We start from the raw sequence: 16,814 nt of genomic DNA, 5'->3' as shown, positions 1-16,814 counted from the left end.
TAAGTTATTTATTTTGCAGATGTTTTAAATCAACATCTTTAGGAGATTTTACAAATGAAATTTAGTCATAATTGGTTAAATGAGTATCTAGATGCTACTCAAAGTAGTCAAGATCTAGCAGAAACACTGACATTGGCAGGCTTAGAAGTTGACGCTGTAGAAGCAGTAGTTACTGAAAAAGTCAGTAATGTTGTAATTGGTCAAATAAAAACTATTACAAAACATCCTGAAGCAGATAAATTGAATATTTGCACAGTAGACGTTGCTGGACCAGAGCCTTTAACAATAGTCTGTGGTGCTACAAATATCTATGAAGGTATGAAAGCGCCAGTGGCAAAAATAGGGGCTGTATTACCAGGTGATTTTAAAATTAAAAAATCTAAATTAAGAGGTCAAGAATCTTTTGGTATGATGTGTTCAGAACAAGAGCTTGGTTTAGCAGAAAATGCTGATGGTTTAATGGATTTACCACAAAATGCTCCTGTGGGTGAAGACATTAATAAATATCTTAATTTAGACGATAATATTATAGAAGTTGATTTGACACCAAATAGGGCAGATTGCTTAAGTGTATATGGTATAGCTCGTGAAGTTTCAGCTCTGACAAAATCACAATTAAAAACTATCAAAATAGTCGAGCCAAAATTCCAAATACAAGACACTAAAGATATCAAGATAACTAATTTAGATGCTTGTAAAAGTTACTATGGTTGTATTATAAGAGATGTTGATACTTCAGTTACTACACCCTTATGGATGCAAGAAAAACTTAGAAGAAGTGGAGTTGGTAGTATCTCTTTATTTGTAGATGTTACAAATTATGTAATGCTACTTTTAGGTCAACCAATGCATGTTTTTGACTTTGATAAATTAGAAGGTGACATTAATGTCCGTTATGCAAATGACCAAGAAGAGTTAACTCTTTTAGATGATACAAAAGTTGTATTAGATAGCGACACCCTTGTGATAGCTGATGAGAAAAAAGCTTTAGCAATAGGTGGAGTCATGGGTGGCTTAGATTCATCTATTACAGCTGATACTAAAAATATATTCTTAGAAAGCGCTTTTTTTGTGCCAGAGAAAATAGCAGGTAAAGCTCGTAAATATAATTTACATACAGATTCATCACATAGGTTTGAAAGGGGCGTTGACCCTAAACTTGCTAAATCTGCTATGAAGTTAGCTATACAGCTAATAACTGATATAGCTGGTGGAAAAGTTGGTGAAATTTCTTGTCAAGAAGATTTAGAGTTTTTAAATAAACAGACTACTATAAATTTGTGTATCAAAAAACTAAATAGAGTTTTAGGTACTGATTTTAAAATTGATTATGTGCTTAACGTACTTACAGCATTACATATGCAGGTCAAAAAAACAGATGAATGTTGCTTGGAGGTGATTCCTCCATCATATCGTTTTGATATGGAAATTGCTGAAGATTTAATAGAGGAGGTTGCTCGAGTTTATGGATATTCAAATTTACCAGAAACTATGCCTTTATATCGAGCATCTAAGGTAAATATTTCAGAAAGTAGACAGGCTGTAGAAATTTTAGAATCTAGACTTATCGATAGAGGTTACTATGAGACTATTAACTATAGTTTTATCGATCCTAAATATGATGAGTTCTTCTTTGATCAAAAAGGAGTAACTATACAAAACCCTATTTCGCAAGATTTATCTGTAATGAGACAATCTCTTATCCCGGGATTATTAAACACCTTTAAAGTAAATATTTCACGTCAGCAAAATAGAGTAAGAATATTTGAAAAGGGTGCTTGCTTTAAGTTAAAAGACAATCAAAGAAGCCAGCTTGATAAAATTGCTGGATTAGCTTATGGTGATCTTTTGAATATTAATTGGTCTAACTCTAAAAAAGTAGATTTTTTTGATATGAAATCAGATGTTGAAGCATTGTGTAATGATGTTGCTAACTTAAGTTTTGAGGTTTGTGATGATATTCACTGGTTACATCCATGTCAATCAGCATATATTTTAGCTAATGGTAAAAAAGTAGGAGTTATTGGAGTGATCCATCCAACAGTACTTAAAACTTTTCAAATTAAAGCAAAAGCCCCTATAGTTTTTGAACTAGACTTAGATATTTTAACTCAAAAAGAAATTCCTAGTTTTGAAAAAATATCTAAATATCCATCAGTATCTAGAGATCTTTCATTTTTAGTTGGTAAAGAGGTTTTAGCTAGTGATATTATAAGTGCTATTAACGAGTTAAATATGACTACATTAAAAGACATAAATATCTTTGATGTTTACCAAGAGCAATCAAATAATAAAAAAAGTATAGCTCTTAGTATGCTTTTCCAAGATAATAATCAAACTTTGGATGATAAAGCTATTGTTGAAAATGTAGATAGTATCCTCAATGTCTTAAAAGATAGATTTTTTATTGAGCAAAGAGTTTAGATTGTAAAGAGACAGTTTAGCTTCTAACCAGAGTAATATTTATTGTCTTTAAATTTTTTACAGTAGCTAACAGTCGCATGTTCTAGGATGCCAGATTTGATCTTGTTGTAGCATTGTAGCGAAGGGGCTATAACTGTTTTTAAGTTACAGTCATTTTGTTTATAAAAGTTATTAGGAACAATATTGCTTTGGAACATCTGATTAGGAAATTTTACTTTTAAACCACTATGAGAACCATGCCAATCTGTCATTTGATCACCAATAGACATTAACCAATAAACATTTCTTTGCTCAGCTAGAGCTTGCCTAAAAGAATCTTTATACGCAATTTTTTCATCTTGCTGTGTAGCACAAAGAGTATCATTAATTGAGCCAGATAGAAAAACATATTTACTTATCTGGGTATTTGTTAAATTTAGATTTTGTTTTAGCCATTGTTCTGTTGATATTGCTGCTTCCATATTACAATATCTGGCTGTTATAAAATAACAATCGACACCATTCTTAAAACATTGTTTTTTAACAAAATTAGTTAAGTACGGGGTTGGTCTTGTACCTTTACTAAAGTAATCATCGTCAAAGGATGTAAGCTCAAGCGTATTATCTATATCAAACATTAAAGCTGGTCGTTTATCATTTGCTTGTATAGCTTTAATAAAACCTATATCTATAAATTCACTCATGAGTTTATTTAGGCTTTCAACCAAATTTTTAGAAACTTTTGTATATTGAGAATTTTCACTATAGTCAAAGCCATCTTTACTACCCATATATTCATAAACATCAGAATTCTGGGTTATTTTTGAAATACATTTTTTTGCATTCTCTGGTAATTTGAATTTGCCTTCATATTGATTATCAAAAGCTGTTTCTAACTGTGTAACTTTTGTATATAACTCTAGAGGATCAACGCTCTTTTCAGTTTTGTTATTGGAGCAAGCTGTTGTAATAGCTATAATCCCTAAACTTAACAAAAAAAAAGATAAAGTGATGTTACTTATTTTCTTCATATCAGCTCATCATATAAATATTACACCAAAATCAAGAACTATAGTAACTTAAAAAAGCAACTTTATCATATACTTTTTTAGTAAAAATATTAGATTTAGGAGGGTATTGTATTAAAAGTTACATCAAAGGAGTAAGTATTTTCATAATACTTTCAACTATTAAACTACCTCGTTTATTAGTTATATGAGAAGTATTTTGGCTTGAATCATCAATAATTTTCTCTGCCCATTTATATAATTTTAATACTTGCTTAGGAGTATAAATAAACGTAGTTAGTTCATAGTTTAAAAATAGACTACGATTATCAAGGTTTACAGAACCAAGCATGGCTATATTTTCATCTATCAAAACAGCTTTTGCATGAACCATATTTTTTGTAAAATGTACTTCAATATCACAATTAAGTAGTTCTCTGATATAGCTAGTTCTAGCTTTATCAACTATTTTATGATTTGACTGTTTAGGAGTTATAACTTTGACATCTATGCCTCTTCGTTTAGCAAGTACTATTGACTGAAACAAATCAGCCGACGGTATTAGATATGGTGTAATAATCCATAGTCTGTTTTTTGCTGAGCTTATTGCTGTAATTAAGCCAGCATATAGCTGGTCTCGCTGCATATCTGGACCAGATGGGATAACCTGGGTAAAGCATTTTTCTTTAACATTATTTTTTATTTTAAAGTCTAATTCTTCATTTGTTGCGAAATGCCAATCTGAACAAAAAACTTTTAGAAAGTATACTAAAGATTCCCCTTGAATTTTAAATAATAAATCATCCCACATTCCTTCATGCTCTATAGGGCTCATATACTCATCTCCAATATTCATACCGCCACTAAATACTGTATGGTTATCAAAAATGTAAATTTTACGGTGGTTGCGATAATTAATGTAGTTACGTAAAGGATTTACTAATATAGGCATAAAAAAAACAACTTTAGCACCTAACTTACGTAAATTACTGAATATTCTTTTGTTATGACGGTAAACATAAAAGGATCCTAAAGCATCTATCATTATTTTAATTTCTATACCACAAGAGGCTTTTTTCTCTAATGCATTGAGTATTAATCTAGAGGTTGTGTCGTATTTAAAGACATATGTTTGTATATATATATTTGTTTTAGCAGAATTTATAGCTTCAATAAAAGCTTTGTATGAGCTTACACCATCAGTATATATTTCAAAAGAATTGTTAGCTGTTAAAGTAGGCAGCTCAAGATTTGAAAAAACATTTATAATATCTGTAGGAAGGTTTCTATAAGCAGTATCACTTTTAATACAAATATTTTCTAAAGAAGGCTGACGTATACTCATAGCTTCTTTTTGCCAAAAACTTCTTCTATCTTTACGCTGAAATATAAAAAAGAAGGGAATAGCTATATATGGAATAAATAAGATTGCTAAAAGCCAAGCTAATATATTTGAGGCTGATTTTTTGTCAACTATAAGCTTCAGAACAACAATTATAGTGAATACTTGGCAAACAAACAGAATTATGTTTGCCTCTAAAATATATACTAAATTTAATAAAAAATTTTCCATTTATAGAACAACGCGTACCTAAGGTTAAAAAAATAATTTCAGAATCTATGGGAATTTTAACATATGTGAAGTCTACTATATATGGTAGGCTGACTTAATTTTTGATAGGTTTAACCTATATTTCTTAGTCTTTAGACCAATAAAAACAATTTTAACTACCTTTTTAAAATAAAACTAATAAAGTATAATGTCATCAAATTATAGAAAATTAATTGCATGAAAAAGATAGAGAACGTTGAAAAAAAGAAAGTCCAACCTGGACAAAAGCTTTTACCTAATATCAAAAACATTATCCTAATTGCTTCAGGCAAAGGAGGAGTTGGTAAATCAACCGTCACAACTAATCTGGCTGTAGCTTTTGCTAAGATGGGAGCCAAAGCAGGTATTTTAGATACTGATATTTATGGTCCTAGCCAGCCAACTTTACTAAATCTTAAAGATAATCCAAAAACTACAGATAAGAAAAAAATTATTCCTTTAGAGCGATATGGTGTGAAAATGATATCAATCGGTAATCTAATTGATCCAGAATCGGCTGTAATTTGGCGAGGTCCTATAGTTTCGCGAGCATTGATGCAACTTCTTAATGATACTGATTGGCAAGATATAGATTATTTGTTTTTAGATTTACCACCTGGAACGGGTGATATCCAATTGACCATATCGAAAAACATGCCTGTAACAGGTGCTGTGATCGTAACTACGCCACAAGATTTATCCTTAATAGATGCTAAACGTGCAATAGTAATGTTTGAAAAAGTGGATATTAAAACTTTAGGTATAGTAGAAAACATGAGCTATTACATTTGCCCCAAATGTGGTAATAGTGAGCATATTTTTGGTGAAGATGGTGCTCATTTACTTTGTGGTAAAAACAATATTGAATTTTTAGGAAGTTTGCCTTTGCATAAAGATATTAGAGAAAATGCAGATCACGGTATACCATATGTAAGTCTAGAGAAAAATGATAATATAACTACAAGCTACCTAGAAGTAGCTGAAAATTTATTGCATGAAATACAAAAGTTACCTAAAGCAAGTAGCTTAGATTCTATTAGTGTTAAATTAGAAAAATAAGTGAGTAAAAATGACGATTAAATCAGATAAGTGGATTAAAAAAATGTCCCAAGAACAAAACATGATAGAACCTTTTGAGGCAGGGCAAGTTAAAATAGTAAATGGTGAAAAAATAGTTTCTTATGGTACATCAAGCTATGGATATGATGTACGTTGTGCAGATGAGTTTAAAATTTTTACAAATATAAATTCATCTATAGTTGATCCTAAAGATTTTAGTGATAAAAACTTTGTAGATTTTAAAGGGGATGTTTGTATTATTCCACCAAACTCATTTGCTTTAGCACGTACCGTTGAGAAATTTAAAATACCTAGAGATGTGCTAGTAGTATGTCTTGGTAAGTCTACTTATGCAAGATGTGGGATTATTGTAAATGTAACACCACTTGAGCCAGAGTGGGAAGGATATGTAACCTTAGAATTTTCAAATACAACTCCATTACCGGCTAAAATATATGCTAATGAAGGTGTTGCTCAAATGCTATTTTTTCAATCTGATGAACCTTGCGAAACTTCATATGCTGATAAAGGTGGTAAATACCAAGGTCAATTTGGAGTAACACTTCCTAAGTGCTAATTTTTTATAAAGCTAATTAATAATCTTTAGATGTTATTCTACCTGTAATAGCCTGGAAAGCTCTTAATTCAAATAGTGATAAACTAGCAAAAACATGATCAAAAATATCAGCTTGGATCTTTTCGTAGTTTACCCAATTGGTGTCATTTGTAAAAATATATATCTCTATAGGTAAACCAGATTCAGTAGGTTGTAACTCTCTTATTAAAAAAGTTAGATCCTGGTGTATTTTTGGATGCTTGCGTAAATAATTTTCTATATAAACTCTAAGCAAGGTTATGTTAGTTATTTTTTCATTATTATTTTTTGCTACATAGTCTTTTAGTAACTCTTCTTGTTTTAATTTTCCTAAAAGGTCATCGTTACAAAATTTTATAGTATCAATATCAATATTTATTGAACGCTTTATTCTACGGCCACCGGTTTCAACCATACCTCGCCAGTTTTGGACACTATTACTGATAAGAGCATATGTGGGGATCGTTGAAATAGTTTTGTCAAAATTACGTATTTTTACAGTATTTACAGAAACCTCTATGACATTACCGTCAACGCCAGCAGCTGGTACTGTAATCCAATCATCCACTCTCACCATATCTAAAGCTGCTACTTGAATATTTGTAACAAAACCTAAAATAGTGTCTTTGAAAACTAACATTAATACAGCAGATAAAGCACCTAGTCCAGTTAGAAAAGCAATAGGGGATTTATTTAATAATTGTGATACCACTAATATAAAAGCTATGAAAAACAAAATTATTTTGATAATTTGAGCATAACTACGTAATGAATGTCTTGCAAAATATGGTAAGGTTTGAAAGTATTCAAAAATAGCATCTGTGAAAGCTATGAAAAACCATATAATAACTAATGTCATATAAATTTGAGCAATTAATTCTATAGCATTTACTAAATTTAATGTCCAAGGACAATCTGGAAAACTGGCTAAGCTAATAGCTACATATATAAAAATGGCAGGCCCTATGTGGGATAATTTCCTAAAAACATGATATTTAATTAAAGATTTTCCAAAATTAGAATCCTTTTTACTAAAAAAAGCTTTGACAATAGTTACTATATATTTTTTTAGTACTAAATTTAGCATCCAGGATATAAATAGTACTATTACACAAATAGTTGCAAAACTTAAAACATTCGCGATACTGTTATTTCCTAGCAATTTAGTATAAAAAAATATTAAAGTTTCCATCATAGTATTTACCTCTTAGATATTATTTGCTTTGTGTATTAGATTCTAGATTTTTATTAGGATTAGAGCTATTTTGCTGAGACCCTTTATTACTAGCAGCTATTGATGTACTAGTATCATTGCCAACTTGTTCAGGTAAAAGTAAGGCTATTTGATTAATCATATTATTTACTAATTGATCTTGTAAATAATTATAAGTTCTACTTGCTTCATTATCTTGAGCTAGCACTGTACCGGAGTTAGACTGCCAGAATTGTTGTGTACTTAGAGTTTTATTCGGTACGACTGGAGTTTCATCATATGGTTTAACTATGTTGTATGTTACTGTATATATTAGCTGATATGTATTATTTGAAGCACCACCAACAACACTTGTCATTTGTGACGTCTTAGCAGCATCTTGGATATTTATGATATAATCAGCATCTTTATCATTTGTGACAATATTTGCTTTATAACTCACTAAAGTTTTTCTTAGTTCATTTGCGTATTGATCAAAGTCATTAGATTCAATATAGAATTTAGTACCCACAATACTATCAAAATTACTAGTATTGCCATTTATTGAAACACCACGAGGGTGAAAGCCACATGAAGATAGTAAACCAATAAACAAAATAAATAACACAAGTATATATTTTTTCATTTTAAACACCTATTTTATTACTATATTTATTAGCTTCTGTGGTACATAAATTACTTTCATAATTTCTTTATTTTCAATTATAGGTTTGATATAACTATCAGATAAAACAGCAGCTTCAACTTGCTCTTTTGATAAGCTAGCATCTAGTTCTAATTTGGCTTTTAACTTACCGTTTATTTGTACCACTAATAAGAAATCATCTTTTTTAAGAGCTTGTTCATCAACTACTGGAAAATTAGAAGTTAAAATATCACCTCCTAAATTAAGCTCTTGCCATAGATAATGACATACATGTGGCGTAAAAGGAGCTAATAGTCGAAGTAAGATATTAAAGCCTTCAGATTTTATATCTTTTGCTAAATTTTCATTATTGTTTAAACTATTTAATATTTTCATACAAGCAGAAACTACGGTATTAAACTGGCTTTTATCAAAGTCAAAAATAGCCTGCTTAAGAGCAGAATATATCTCAAAACGAGTTGTTTTATCATTTTTTGTTAGCTTTTTATGATCTACTTGGAAATTAGTAAGTAACTCATTTTGGTGAGTTTGAGCATAGTTAAATACTTTACGTAAAAATTTATGTGCTCCTTCAACACCTGTTTCTGACCATTCTAAAGATTGTTCTGGTGGAGCAGCAAACATACTAAAAAGTCTAACTGTATCAGCACCATATTTATTTATTAACTCTTGAGGATCTACAGTGTTGCCTTTTGATTTAGACATTTTTGCACCATCTTTTAAAACCATACCTTGAGTAAGTAAGTTTTCAAAAGGCTCATCCGAAGAAACTAAACCTTGATCACGCATTAATTTATGGAAAAACCTTGCATATAATAAATGCATGATAGCATGTTCAATACCACCTACATATTTGTCTACAGGTAACCAATAATTTGCTTCATCGACAAGCATTTGATTGGCAGTAGGGCAAGTATATCTTGCATAATACCAAGATGATTCAAAAAACGTATCAAAAGTATCAGTTTCACGTTTTGCTTTAGCGCTACAGTTAGGGCAACTAGTTTCCAAAAATTCAGGCATATCTTTTAAAGGAGAGCCTGCAGCTGTTAAGGTAACATCAGTAGGTAACCTTACTGGTAAATTTTCTTCTTTTTCTGGTATTATTCCACAACTATCACAATGAATCATAGGAATAGGACAGCCCCAATATCTTTGGCGGGAAATACCCCAGTCGTGTATTCTAAAATTAGTTGTTTCATAACCTTTATTGTTATCAAAAAGATATTTTTTAATAGCTTGGTATGCTTGCTTAAAGTTTAAATCATTGAATTTGCCAGAATTTATCAAAATACCTTTCTCTACAAAAGCTTCTTTTTCTAAATTAACGTTTAGTTTTTTATCATTAGATTTAATAACTTGCTTTAGAGAAATATTATACTTTTTTGCAAATTCCCAATCTCTTTGATCATGTGCTGGAACACACATAACAGCGCCAGTACCATAACCCATTAATACAAAGTTTGCTACCCAAACATCAATTTCTTCATTAGATATAGGGTGAATCACTTTTATAGAAGTTTTAAAACCTTTTTTCTCTTGTGTTGCAAGATCTGCTTCCATAGTTGTTGATTTTTTACATTCATCTATAAACTTATTCAAATCAGAATTTGACTTTGCTTGTTCTAAAACCAAAGGATGCTCAGAAGCTATAGCTAAATAACTTACACCCATTAAAGTATCAGGACGAGTAGTAAATACTTCTATATCATCTTGACCATCTTTAATTTTAAACTTAACTGTTAAACCTTTAGATTTTCCAATCCAGTTAGTTTGCATCGTTTTAACAGCTTCAGGCCAGCCATCTAATTTATTTATATCCTTTAAAAGTTCATCAGCGTATTCAGTAATCTTAAGGAACCATTGTGGAATTTCTTTTTTTTCTACTAATGCTCCAGATCTCCAGCCACGACCATCTATAACTTGCTCATTTGCTAAAACTGTTTGGTCAACAGGATCCCAGTTTACTACAGAGTTTTTACGATAAGCTAAGCCTTTTTTATATAATTGAATAAAAAACCACTGTTCCCATTTATAATAATCTTCATCACATGTTGCTATTTCTCTTGACCAATCAAAACTAAAACCTAGAGAGTTAAATTGAGATTTCATATGCGCGATATTACTTTTTGTCCATTCTGCTGGCGATCTATTATGTTTAATTGCAGCATTTTCAGCAGGTAAGCCAAAAGCATCCCACCCCATAGGATGTAAAACATTTTTCCCTAGCATTTTTTGGTATCTAGCAATAACGTCACTTATTGTATAGTTACGTACATGTCCCATATGTAAAGTACCACTAGGATACGGTAACATTGACAAACAATAAAATTTTTCTTTAGATGTATCTTTAATAGCTTTAAAACTATTATTTTCTTGCCAATATTTTTGAGCATCTTGTTCTATGCTAGTGAAATTGTATTCTTTCATTGAATAATAAAACCTAGTTAATTTATTACGAAAACTAATTAGGTAATTCTATGTGAAAACAAACAAAATATCTAGTTCTCAGACATCCATGTTTCTAAAATCACGCAAGCTGCTAAAGCGTCAACTTTCACGTGACTGACTTTTTTATTTTTAACACTTTCTAAACGCCACCGTGCTTCTCTAGTTGAGTAAGCTTCATTTATTAGATGCACATTTTTTTGGTATCTATCTTCAACTTCTTTAGCAAAGTTACGTGTATCTCTAGTTATATCAGTATCAAGATCTTTAGTGTCTAAAGGAAGCCCTATGATAATATCAGAAGGGTTCCAACGTTTTATAACCTTATCAAGCTCAAACCAGTTGGGTTTACCATCATAAGCTTCAATTGTGCCAATTGGGGAGGCTGTTTTTGTGATCATCTGACCACTAGCTAGCCCAATCCGCGCTCGACCATAATCTATAGCTAGTAAAGCTTTAAACATAAATTAAGCATGCCCTATGTTTTTAAATAAAGCATTTAAATTTTGGAAACTATAACCAGCATGTTCTAGGTGATGTTGCCATTTTGATTTATTTTCATAATTAAATAAAATTTTTTTACTAAGCTTAGTTGTAACAATCCAATCATTAGATTTAATTTCGTTGGTTAGCTGCTCAGCAGTCCAGCAACTATAACCAACTATTGGTAGAAAATACTCTGGCAGGATGTTATTAGCTAGATCTTCTAAAATGTCTACTGAAGCTGTAATAGCTAAACCTTCATCTAATCTAATAGTTGAACTATAGTTTCTACCGTTAGTAGTATGTAAAATTAAGATTTTATGTGAACTAATAGGCCCACCCATATAAAGAGGATGATTAAGGATTTCCTCAAAAGTATGTAAACAAGGTATCTCTAGCTCTTCAAACACATCTTTCAGGGTTTCTGTTAAAGGTTTATTAATAATTAGCCCCATAGCCCCATACTTATCGTTCTGACATAGATATATTACAGATTGCGTAAATATAACATCATTCTTAATAAGTGGGGTTGCAAGTAAAATTTCACTTTTATGGTTTTGAAACATATTATATAGTTAAGACCTTTATTTTTTTAATAAAACAAACATGAAAAAAATCAATGCAGCGATAGGGATAATTCTAGATGATAAAAGTTCTAAAGTCTATATAACACTAAGACAAAAACATCAAACTTATTCTAACTACTGGGAATTTCCTGGCGGTAAAGTTGAGAAGGATGAAACTTTTATAGAGTGTATTAAACGAGAGCTTTATGAAGAGGTTGGAATACTAGTGAAATCTATAAATAGCTTCTTTAAGAAAAAATATATCAATAAAGATAGTGTGGAGGTGAATTTGGAATTTTTTATCATTGATAAATTTGAAAACAAACCACATCCAAAAGAAAAACAACAATTAGAGCTTGTAGAAATTTCTAAACTTAAAAAGTATAAATTTTTACCAGCAAGTTTAGAAATTATCGACAGATTACAAGTTGTTTATTCGTAAGTTTTTACCCACCAGTTTAGTGAAAGAGTAGTTATTAACATGTTTTAAACATGCACTTATCAACAATATACATAATTTAACATAATATATATTATGCGAATGTTAGTATTGTGTTGATAAATATGTGATTCTTATACACAGGTACACCTACACAATGAAAATACTTAAAAAAACTCGTTAAAAATTTATTTTTCGCAAAAAAAATGTACTATTTATTTAAAGAGTAAAAATAAACTATGTAGCTTATACAATGTTAAATGATATATTTCATCAACCAATAAGAACGAAAATTATTACTTATTTATATTCTATAGAAAATGCTTGTTTTAAAGACATCAAGGCTTTACTTGAGTTGACAGATGGGCATATGAGTACTCATATGCGAGTTTTTATAAAAAATGGCTACATTACCAGCACAAAATCATTCAAATCTGGCAAACCTATGACGACTTATTCTATTACGGAAAAAGGTAAAAAAGACTTTTTAGAGTATTTAAATGAATTGGAATGTATCGTTAAATATATCAAACGATCCTAGATAGAAAATCCCCTACTTCTATAACTTTTCTTTGACCAATAGCACATTTTACAACATACATCTTGAGATTTTCTATATAGTAAATAGCATCTTGAAAATATTTTAAACCTAAATTACAAGCCTCGTCTATAGAGATCGCTTCAAACATAAATCCATCCTCCTTATGTCCTGTTTTCTCATCGAACCCGTTAATTTGGTATACCCAATCATAACTTTGCCTAAGTTCAATTTCTAAAACTTTATTTCTTGATAAGTTTTTTTTAAGATTAAGTTCTTGATTCATAGGGTTAAAGGCTGTAATAATAGCAAATTTTGGCGGATAATATTCAGGTACTACAGGCAGCTCAAATTTAGTATTAAAATACCAGTCCGGCATATTTTCAGTAGCATTTCTACTCATATACTTCTAGTTTCTTTTGAAGTTGAGAGGCTGTAAAAACACCGTTTAAAGTTTCAACTTGCTTGGCATTTTTAAATATGATTAATGTTGGGATACTTCTAATACCAAATTTAGCAGCTAGATTTTGGTTATCATCGACATTTATTTTTGCAATCAAAGCATTTTTATAGTCTTTAGATAGTTGATCAAGTATTGGTGCGAGAGTTTTGCATGGACCACACCAATCAGCGTAAAAATCTACAAGTATTGGTTTTGAGGTGCTATTAATTATCTTATCGAAACCCGCTTCATCTGTTTTTATAACGTTACTTATAGCCATTTTTATTACCTCTCAATAAATGTTACGTTCGCTTTTATACTTATATCTTTTGACACCGCAGCTTGATTAGTATTATCATTATAGTTGTTTGCTACTGTTTTCATTAACACTAAATTACCACTAGAAGGTAATATATTATAATCAGGACCATACTTAATTGACTGTATGATGTAATTACTATCAGTCTGCTTATTAAAGTTATTTAGATATTTTTTTGTATCATTATATATTTTTATCATCAACTTTTGTTTTGCATTTTCGATATCTTGAGTTGGTGGATTATAATCTAAAATATCAACAACTAACTTTTGTCCATTAATTTTTTGATTATCTAAAGCAGTTTGTAGTTTATTTAATTGAGTTTGAGTAATTCTAGCTTGTAATTCTGACGTGACGTTTAAAGCTCCACTTTGACTTGTACTTTGTTGAATATTTTTAACTTTCCAATCAGTATCAATAATGTTTTTAATATTAGCAGTAATTTTATGTTGAACGTTATTTATATCTTGTAAAGTTGTTGTAGCATAAGCTGTGACTTGGACTAATATGCTATCACTTTTAACGCTAGTTTCAGCTTGAGTTGTATAGCTGATAGTGTTGTATTTCCCTTGGTCTTTGTTATCACATGCATATAACGATGTCATTGTAGCAATACTAATCAAAGTCGTAGAAGTAATTTTTTTCATTAAAACTTTACCATCTTTTTCTTTTTATCTTTATTATCTTACTATACTTTTATATTTGGTTATAATTTAAATCTTTTAATAAGTAAGTAATCATTTCCATATACTCCATGCATGGGTAATAACATTACCCGCAAATTCCTCAGCAACATATTCAGGATCTTTAATACAAATTTTCATGCATCGTTTATCACCCCTGAAACCAGTTATATCAATAGCTTCTAATATCTCAGAATTTTTATTTTTAAACATATATGATAAATGTCCCACACCCTCACCAGTTGGCTCATACTTAAATAGACATCCTACAAAATTCATATTACCAATATATTTAGCATAAATAGTCTCAAATTCCTTTACACTACCATATACGTTTAGATCATCATTGTAAACTTCTAACCCTAAAACTTTTTCTTCTTTAATAGTCACACCTAGTTTTCTTAAAAATTCGATGGATGAACCTGGAGAGGTAAAGTCATCATGAATAAGCTTACTCCATTCGGAATATTTACACTTTATATTTACACCACAATCACTACTAGCGATAATACTTGCTGCAGCATTAGCACATCTTAGTTGGTGTGTTGTCTCAGATAAAAATCTAAAAGACATTTCCCCAATTTCTTGTGCTGTCATTGTATATGGTTGTAGTATTTTAGGATTATTTAGTAATATTGAGCGCTTAAGGTTTGGTACATCTCTATGTACACTTAAACTTAAGCTACCAAGGTTGTTAATTGTTATATTTTTTTTATAATCATTAAGTGTAGCTATTATAATAGTTCTAAGTGAACTTGGAGAATCATTGCCACTATTTAATAAAGCATATTGATCTTTAGTTATGTTATTGGTTCCAATAATTAACTTTTTATCTATATATTTTTTAAGTATATCTATAAAATCCGTATCAGAAGAGGAATTTAATATCTCTTTAAGTAAATTTGCTCTTTTTACTCCAGTTTTACCATGATGGTGAAATATTTGCCAAGATGTTAAAGAAGACTTCTCTTTTGATAAATAAAATTCAATTGCTTCATTTATAGCCTTACGTAATTTAACAGACATAAATAAAATTATTGTCCTTTACGAAGTGTTGTAACCTTATTCTTATTATACCATCAAAACTTATGTTATATAGGGTAAAATTTATTAGATTTATTTATATAGTCTACTACAGGAATAGCTTAAAATCAAACTACCCCTGTAGTTTACGTGGTCAATCTTGACGTAACGATGCTCTACTTTTTAGTGTAGTTAGCTATAAATAAAACATTCAGAAAATATTGCAAAGTGAGGGTTTTTGCTGGACATAGTCACCGTCATAATTAAGCATTTCTTCTAAAGTTGAAATAACCTCAATACTAAACTCTTTTGCACTTTTTATAGAGTAAAAACTCCCTTCTAAACGGTCAGGAACCCAACAATAAACATTTTCTATACTAGAAAAATATTGATTATCTTTATTAAGAATATCTATTATATATGTATCCTTATCATTTTTTAGACAATCTAGGTTATTATAAAACGATTTGTTTTTCCCTTCACTTTTATTAGTTACCACTATTATTCTATGTGATCCCCCATACTCTATAGGATGTAAAAAATCAGCACTATAGTTAGCATTAATATGTACTTGAGCGGCTTCAATATTATATAGTAAGTATTTTGATTTTAAATAAGCAATATACATCATAATTATGTTTCCACAATCAATACAATCAAATGAGCTATATTTATTTTTGCCTTGGTTATGTGATTTTATAAAGGATTTCATGTCTTTATAGTGCGAGTTATATAATAATTTTTCACTGTTATTTCTATTATTTACAAAGTTGTGATAGGTGTAATTCTCATAGTCGGTTGATGTTGCAAAACTCCCGTTGTGATATGCATCTATATTATATATTTCTAAAACTTTTTTAATAATATGTTGTATTAACTCTTCAATATTATTACAAAATTTTTGTTGCTTTATAGATATGTTTTGTTTAAACAATTTATCTAAATTTACTGTAGAAGTAATAACATTTACTTTAAAATTATTATCCTTTAATTTGTGTTTTTAATAAAATCCTTTGTTTCAATAATATCGAATGTGCTGTCAATGCTGTTACTTAAGCAAATGTAACTAGAGTCTAATATGATATTATTATTAGAGTTTGTTTTATTAATTACAAAGGATAGGAGTTTAATATTTACTCCATTTTTTATATAAAAACTGTAATATATTTGCAAATTCTCATACTTTAAGTTATAAAAATAGAATAAAACCTTTATGAGACTTATATCTTCCATCATATGTGATATAAACATAGAAGTTTCAAATATAATAGAATATTTTTTCTTTAAAAGCTTTCGGTTCTTAAATCACCAGATTTAATTTTTTCTAGGATATTTTTAATTGATATTGGTTATGAATCT

General features: G+C 29.8%; 17 protein-coding genes. 5 read left to right on the top strand and 12 right to left on the bottom strand.

Going from position 1 to position 16,814, the window contains the following annotated elements; genetic code table 11:
- Positions 1-54: 54 nt before the first annotated feature.
- The gene (pheT, locus tag E4K63_RS04160; protein WP_133941844.1) at positions 55-2,424 is read left to right on the top strand and encodes a phenylalanine--tRNA ligase subunit beta; all 2,370 of its coding nucleotides are present in this window, start codon (positions 55-57) and stop codon (positions 2,422-2,424) included.
- A 23-nt stretch (positions 2,425-2,447) separates the two neighbouring features.
- Here pheT and E4K63_RS04155 read toward each other — a convergent pair whose 3' ends face one another.
- The gene (locus E4K63_RS04155) at positions 2,448-3,434 is read right to left on the bottom strand and encodes an HAD family acid phosphatase (protein ID WP_133941842.1); all 987 of its coding nucleotides are present in this window, start codon (positions 3,432-3,434) and stop codon (positions 2,448-2,450) included.
- A gap of 118 nt (positions 3,435-3,552) precedes the next feature.
- Complete coding sequence (gene cls, locus E4K63_RS04150) at positions 3,553-4,983, bottom strand: cardiolipin synthase (protein ID WP_133941840.1); 1,431 nt, start codon at positions 4,981-4,983, stop codon at positions 3,553-3,555.
- A 216-nt stretch (positions 4,984-5,199) separates the two neighbouring features.
- Between cls and E4K63_RS04145 the strand changes: the two genes are divergently transcribed.
- Both E4K63_RS04145 and dcd read left to right on the top strand, forming a co-directional pair.
- The gene (locus E4K63_RS04145; protein ID WP_133941838.1) at positions 5,200-6,060 is read left to right on the top strand and encodes an Mrp/NBP35 family ATP-binding protein; all 861 of its coding nucleotides are present in this window, start codon (positions 5,200-5,202) and stop codon (positions 6,058-6,060) included.
- Positions 6,061-6,070: 10 nt separating this feature from the next.
- On the top strand, positions 6,071-6,637 hold the full coding sequence (dcd, locus tag E4K63_RS04140; protein WP_133941836.1) for a dCTP deaminase: 567 nt from the start codon (positions 6,071-6,073) through the stop codon (positions 6,635-6,637).
- Between the two features lie 16 nt (positions 6,638-6,653).
- Here the strand turns inward: dcd and E4K63_RS04135 are convergent, their stop codons facing one another.
- From E4K63_RS04135 to E4K63_RS04115, 5 genes are all read right to left on the bottom strand, one after another.
- Complete coding sequence (locus tag E4K63_RS04135) at positions 6,654-7,847, bottom strand: mechanosensitive ion channel family protein (RefSeq protein ID WP_133941862.1); 1,194 nt, start codon at positions 7,845-7,847, stop codon at positions 6,654-6,656.
- Positions 7,848-7,869: 22 nt separating this feature from the next.
- Positions 7,870-8,493 carry an LPS-assembly lipoprotein LptE gene (locus E4K63_RS04130; protein ID WP_133941834.1) on the bottom strand — a complete coding sequence of 208 codons (624 nt, stop codon included), beginning with the start codon at positions 8,491-8,493 and terminating at the stop codon, positions 7,870-7,872.
- 9 nt (positions 8,494-8,502) lie between these two features.
- Positions 8,503-10,944, bottom strand: a complete 2,442-nt coding sequence (gene leuS, locus E4K63_RS04125; protein WP_133941832.1) for a leucine--tRNA ligase — start codon at positions 10,942-10,944, stop codon at positions 8,503-8,505.
- Positions 10,945-11,015: 71 nt separating this feature from the next.
- A complete protein-coding gene (ruvX, locus tag E4K63_RS04120) occupies positions 11,016-11,426 on the bottom strand; it encodes a Holliday junction resolvase RuvX (RefSeq protein ID WP_133941830.1) in 411 nt (136 codons plus the stop codon).
- A 3-nt stretch (positions 11,427-11,429) separates the two neighbouring features.
- A complete protein-coding gene (locus E4K63_RS04115) occupies positions 11,430-12,011 on the bottom strand; it encodes a YqgE/AlgH family protein (RefSeq protein ID WP_133941828.1) in 582 nt (193 codons plus the stop codon).
- A 40-nt stretch (positions 12,012-12,051) separates the two neighbouring features.
- On the opposite strand from E4K63_RS04115, the gene mutT reads away from it, so the two are divergent.
- Both mutT and E4K63_RS04105 read left to right on the top strand, forming a co-directional pair.
- Positions 12,052-12,453, top strand: coding sequence for an 8-oxo-dGTP diphosphatase MutT (mutT, locus tag E4K63_RS04110; RefSeq protein ID WP_133941826.1), 402 nt, complete (start codon positions 12,052-12,054; stop codon positions 12,451-12,453).
- 250 nt (positions 12,454-12,703) lie between these two features.
- Positions 12,704-12,991, top strand: a complete 288-nt coding sequence (locus E4K63_RS04105; protein ID WP_133941824.1) for a winged helix-turn-helix domain-containing protein — start codon at positions 12,704-12,706, stop codon at positions 12,989-12,991.
- On the opposite strand, the gene E4K63_RS04100 is transcribed toward E4K63_RS04105, so the two are convergent.
- The 5 genes from E4K63_RS04100 to E4K63_RS04080 form a co-directional block, all read right to left on the bottom strand.
- Positions 12,978-13,391, bottom strand: a complete 414-nt coding sequence (locus E4K63_RS04100; RefSeq protein ID WP_133941822.1) for a DUF3293 domain-containing protein — start codon at positions 13,389-13,391, stop codon at positions 12,978-12,980. The two genes, E4K63_RS04105 and E4K63_RS04100, sit on opposite strands and share 14 nt — an antisense overlap.
- Positions 13,384-13,710, bottom strand: coding sequence for a thioredoxin (trxA, locus tag E4K63_RS04095; protein ID WP_133941820.1), 327 nt, complete (start codon positions 13,708-13,710; stop codon positions 13,384-13,386). The genes E4K63_RS04100 and trxA overlap by 8 nt, the downstream gene beginning before the upstream one ends.
- Before the next feature lie 5 nt (positions 13,711-13,715).
- Entirely contained in the window at positions 13,716-14,396 is a 681-nt protein-coding gene (locus E4K63_RS04090) for a hypothetical protein (RefSeq protein ID WP_133941818.1), read from the bottom strand.
- Positions 14,397-14,486: 90 nt separating this feature from the next.
- Entirely contained in the window at positions 14,487-15,458 is a 972-nt protein-coding gene (locus E4K63_RS04085) for a hypothetical protein (protein ID WP_133941816.1), read from the bottom strand.
- Between the two features lie 208 nt (positions 15,459-15,666).
- Positions 15,667-16,389, bottom strand: coding sequence for a hypothetical protein (locus E4K63_RS04080; protein ID WP_179965688.1), 723 nt, complete (start codon positions 16,387-16,389; stop codon positions 15,667-15,669).
- Between the last annotated feature and the right edge of the window lie 425 nt (positions 16,390-16,814).

Source organism: Allofrancisella inopinata, assembly GCF_012222965.1.
GTDB lineage: Bacteria > Pseudomonadota > Gammaproteobacteria > Francisellales > Francisellaceae > Francisella > Francisella inopinata.
Note: the sequence above shows the minus strand (reverse complement) of the source record. Positions and strands in the feature narration are given on the sequence as shown.